General features: G+C 70.8%; 6 protein-coding genes. All 6 read left to right on the top strand.

Annotated elements, in window-relative coordinates:
- The first annotated feature begins 47 nt into the window (after positions 1-47).
- Genes cpaB through DCI01S_RS18000 form a run of 6 tightly spaced genes read left to right on the top strand, consistent with a single transcriptional unit; the run spans position 48 to position 3859 of the window.
- Positions 48-734, top strand: coding sequence for a Flp pilus assembly protein CpaB (cpaB, locus tag DCI01S_RS16125; RefSeq protein WP_167349582.1), 687 nt, complete (start codon positions 48-50; stop codon positions 732-734).
- Positions 731-1090: a DNA-binding transcriptional response regulator gene (locus tag DCI01S_RS16120; protein ID WP_061230160.1), complete on the top strand. Its 360-nt coding sequence runs from the start codon at positions 731-733 to the stop codon at positions 1088-1090. The genes cpaB and DCI01S_RS16120 overlap by 4 nt, the downstream gene beginning before the upstream one ends.
- A complete protein-coding gene (locus tag DCI01S_RS16115) occupies positions 1087-1416 on the top strand; it encodes a CpaE/TadZ family protein (protein ID WP_167349581.1) in 330 nt (109 codons plus the stop codon). Before DCI01S_RS16120 ends, DCI01S_RS16115 begins: the two co-directional genes overlap by 4 nt.
- Positions 1413-2918, top strand: coding sequence for a TadA family conjugal transfer-associated ATPase (locus tag DCI01S_RS16110; RefSeq protein WP_061230158.1), 1506 nt, complete (start codon positions 1413-1415; stop codon positions 2916-2918). Before DCI01S_RS16115 ends, DCI01S_RS16110 begins: the two co-directional genes overlap by 4 nt.
- Positions 2915-3301 (top strand): hypothetical protein, encoded by a 387-nt coding sequence (locus tag DCI01S_RS18005; protein WP_244881772.1) that lies wholly within the window; start codon positions 2915-2917, stop codon positions 3299-3301. Before DCI01S_RS16110 ends, DCI01S_RS18005 begins: the two co-directional genes overlap by 4 nt.
- A 60-nt stretch (positions 3302-3361) precedes the next feature.
- Positions 3362-3859, top strand: coding sequence for a type II secretion system F family protein (locus tag DCI01S_RS18000; protein ID WP_244881771.1), 498 nt, complete (start codon positions 3362-3364; stop codon positions 3857-3859).
- The last annotated feature ends 80 nt before the right edge of the window (positions 3860-3939 follow it).

Here is a 3939-nt window from a genome sequence, read left to right as displayed (position 1 = left end):
GTGAGAGACCAATGAACCGACGTCTCGTCTCGGCTATCGCGGCCGGGGTGCTCGCGATCCTCGGCGCGGTGTTGCTCGTCAGCTACGTGAACAACGCCGACAGCCGCGCGATGGCCGACATGGACCCCGTCGAGGTCTTGGTGGTGTCCGCACCCATCGCCCAAGGAACGCCAGCAGAGGAGATCGCCGAGTCGGTCACCACTCAGCGGCTGCCCCGAGCCGCCGTCGGCCCGAACCCCGTCCGCTCGATCGCGGAGGTTGCGGGACGGGTAGCCTCGACCGACCTACAGCCGGGCGAGCAGGTCTTGAACGCGCGGTTCGTCACCCGGCAGTCGCTCGAGCGCTTCGGCGGCATCCCGGTCCCCGAGGGGTACCACCAGGTGACTATCCCGCTCGACGCCTCCCGGGTGGTCGGCGGAACAGTCACCCCTGGGGACACGGTCGGCGTCTTCGTCACATACGGCGACGGGTCCACCCGTCTCATTCTCCGGAAGATCCTCGTGACTCGCGTACAGGGCGGGCTCGGTGTGACCCAGCCCGACGAAGGGGTGGAAAACCCCGACGCGGCACCTGAACCCGACGGCGGCGCATTGATCACCATGGCTCTCACCACCCAGCAGTCCCTCACCGTCGTCCACGCCGCCGAACATTCGAGAATCTGGCTCTCCCTCGAAGACGACTCCGTCCCGAACGACGGCACCCCCACGATCGAGTTCAGGGACTTCTCCTCATGAGCCGCATCCTGATCGCCTCCGACTCCGCCGACCTGCGCGGAAAGGTCGCCACCGCGGTCGGCGCACCCATCTCGGCCATCGCCGGCACCGCACTACCCGCAGGCCCGCCGCAACTTTTCCAGCGGCTGGGCGCAGGCGCGCCCATCCCGCAGGTCGTGGTGATCGACACCGCCGCGGGGCCCGACGACGCTCTCGCGCTCTCGTCCAGGCTGGCGGCCGAATGCCCCGGCATGGCCGTCGTCCTGGTCACCGACCAGCCCGACACGCTCGCGCTGTCCGCGCTACGCGCCGGCGCGTGCGACGTCGTGCATCCCGAGGCGACGTGCCGGGCGTGCGCGGCCTGCGCAAGGAGATGACGGTCCTGCGTGACCTGGGCATCGACGTCGACCGCCGCCACGTCCTGGTGAACTTCGCCGACCCGCGCAGCGGGCTGACGAAGGCCGACGCGGAGGCCACCATCGGTGCCGGCGTCGACCTCGTCCTGCCCCGCAGCAAGGCCGTGCCCGTCTCCGTCAACCAGGGCCTGCCCCTCCTGCAGAGCGACACCCGCGACCCCATGACCAAGCAGCTGCGCAGACTCGTCGACCGATTCACGCCGGCGCCCATGCGCCCGGCCCCGACCGCCGCGCCCATCACCGTCGGCGGGCGGCACCGACTCCGTAGGAAGCGGGTGAAGGCATGAGCCTGTCCGATCGCCTCCGCGCCGCGCGCGCCACCCCCGGCAGCACCATCACCGCGGCGCCTCCGGCCGACACCGCCGCGCCATCCCCCGCCGCGCCGGGCTCGGCGTCGTCCGTGGTCAGCCCGACGGTGACGACGACGAAGCCATCCACAGCGGGCAGCCCGCAGACTCCCGCGACGGCGGGCGGGCCTCCGACCGACGATCCCACGGTCGATCCGCTGATCGCTCTCAAAGAGCGCGCGGCCACCGCGTTGTTCGAGCGCATCGGTGCGCGCCTGAACAACCCCTCGCTCACCGAGGACCAGCTCCACACCATGGTGCGGGCCGAGCTCAACAAGGTCGTGGAGGACGAGACCGTCCCCCTGACCGGCGACCAGCCTCAGCGCCTCATCTCCGACGTCCAGGCCGACGTGCTCGGCCACGGTCCGCTCGAGAAGCTGCTCGAAGACCCGGACATCACCGAGATCATGGTCAACGGGCCGGACATGATCTTCGTCGAGCGCGCCGGCCAGCTCACCCGTCACCCCTCGCGGTTCACCTCCGAGGACCACCTGCGGCAGGTCATCGAGCGGATCGTCTCCCGCATCGGCCGCCGCGTCGACGAGTCGTCCCCGCTGGTCGATGCCCGGCTCGCGGACGGCTCCCGCGTCAACGCGGTGATCCCGCCGCTCGCGGTCAACGGGTCGTCGCTGACCATCCGTAAGTTCTCGAAGGACCCCTTTCAGGTCCACGACCTCATCCGCTTCGGAACGCTCACCCCGGAGATGGCCGAGGTCCTGCAGGCGTGTGTGCAGGCGCGACTCAACATCATCGTCTCCGGCGGCACCGGCTCCGGAAAGACGACCCTGCTCAACGTGCTGTCCTCGTTCATCCCCGAGGGCGAGCGGATCGTCACCATCGAGGACGCCGTCGAGCTGCAGCTACAGCAGGATCACGTGGTCCGGCTCGAGTCCCGGCCCGCGAACATCGAGGGCCGCGGGGAGATCACCATCCGCGAGCTCGTCCGTAACTCGCTGCGTATGCGGCCCGACCGCATCGTGGTGGGCGAGGTCCGCGGCGGGGAGACCCTCGACATGCTCCAGGCGATGAACACCGGCCACGACGGCTCGCTCTCCACCGTACACTCCAATTCTCCACGTGACGCCATCGCCCGCCTCGAGACGCTCGTGCTCATGGCGGGCATGGACCTCCCGCTCCGCGCGATCCGCGAGCAGATCGCCTCCGCCGTCGACGTCATCATCCAGCTCACCCGCCTGCGCGACGGCACCCGCCGCATCACCGCGGTCACCGAGGTCCAGGGCATGGAGGGCCAGACGGTCACCCTGCAGGACGCGTTCCTCTTCGACTACTCCGCCGGCGTGGGACCCGACGGGAAGTTCCTCGGTAAGCCCGTCGCCACCGGGGTCCGCCCGCGGTTCACTGACCGGTTCGCCGAACTGGGCATCACCTTGTCTCCCCGGGTGTTCGGGGCCACCACCGACGGAGCGGGGGCGATCCGGTGATCGCGTCGCTGTTCTCCCCCGCCGCGTTCGGGCTCGCGGCCGTCACGGTGGCGATCGCGGTCCTCACCTTCCTGGCGCTCGCCCCGGCCCGCAACCACATTCCCCGCGAGCGCCGGAGGCCCGACCAGGCCGCCGGCCCCGGCCTGCTGAACCGCACGGCCACCGCGCTGACCGAGGCGATCGACTCCCTCCTGCGCCGCCGCGGGACCACGGGAGCCGGCCAGCTCGAACGCGCCGGTGTTCGCATGGGTCTCCAGGACTACGTCTTCCTCGTCGTCGTCGCCACGATCGTCGCCTTCGCGCTGGGACTCATCCTCATCGGCCCGCTGATGGGCGTGTTCCTCGCCCTCCTCGCCCCTGCCGGCGGGTACGTACTACTCTAGGTCCTCGCCGCCCGCCGACGCGCGGCGTTCGCCGACCAGCTCGACGACTCGCTGCAGCTCATGGCCTCGAGCCTGCGCGCCGGACACAGCCTCCTGCAGGCGCTGGCCTCCGTCGCCCGCGAGGCCGAGCAGCCCACCTCCGAGGAGTTCGCGCGGATCATCAACGAGACCCGCGTCGGCCGCGAGCTCGCCCCCGCTCTGGAGGAGACCGCCAGCCGGATGGGCAGCCAGGACTTCGTGTGGGTCACCCAGGCCATCGCGATCAACCGAGAGGTCGGCGGCAACCTCGCCGAGGTCCTCGACGGCGTCGGTCACACCATCCGCGAACGCAACCAGATCCGGCGGCAGGTCCAGGCGCTGGCCGCCGAGGGCAAGCTCTCCGCGTACGTCCTCATGGCGCTGCCGTTCGGCATCGGCGGCTTCCTGTTCGTCTCCAACCCCTCTTACATCGGTGTCCTCACCCAGAGCCCGCTCGGCTGGGGGATGATCGCTGCCGGCGTCGTCATGCTCACCATCGGCGGGATCTGGCTGAGCAAGGTCGTGCGCATCAGGTTCTGACCTCGGGCGCCGCCCCGGCCCGGGGGCACCGCCCCGCCCCGCCCCGACCCGACCCGGGCAGCGGCTCTCACCGCAGCCCC

Origin of the sequence: Dietzia cinnamea NBRC 102147 (assembly GCF_001571065.1) — a bacterium.
GTDB classification, from domain to species: Bacteria; Actinomycetota; Actinomycetes; order Mycobacteriales; family Mycobacteriaceae; genus Dietzia; species Dietzia cinnamea.
Note: the sequence above shows the minus strand (reverse complement) of the source record. Positions and strands in the feature narration are given on the sequence as shown.

Bases quoted from the DNA above. Each gene is read 5' to 3' on its own strand.
- DCI01S_RS16120 (WP_061230160.1), top strand. From the start codon at position 731: ATGAGCCGCATCCTGATCGCCTCCGACTCCGCCGACCTGCGCGGAAAG.
- DCI01S_RS18000 (WP_244881771.1), top strand. From the start codon at position 3,362: ATGGCCTCGAGCCTGCGCGCCGGACACAGCCTCCTGCAGGCGCTGGCC.
- DCI01S_RS16115 (WP_167349581.1), top strand. From the start codon at position 1,087: ATGACGGTCCTGCGTGACCTGGGCATCGACGTCGACCGCCGCCACGTC.
- DCI01S_RS16110 (WP_061230158.1), top strand. From the start codon at position 1,413: ATGAGCCTGTCCGATCGCCTCCGCGCCGCGCGCGCCACCCCCGGCAGC.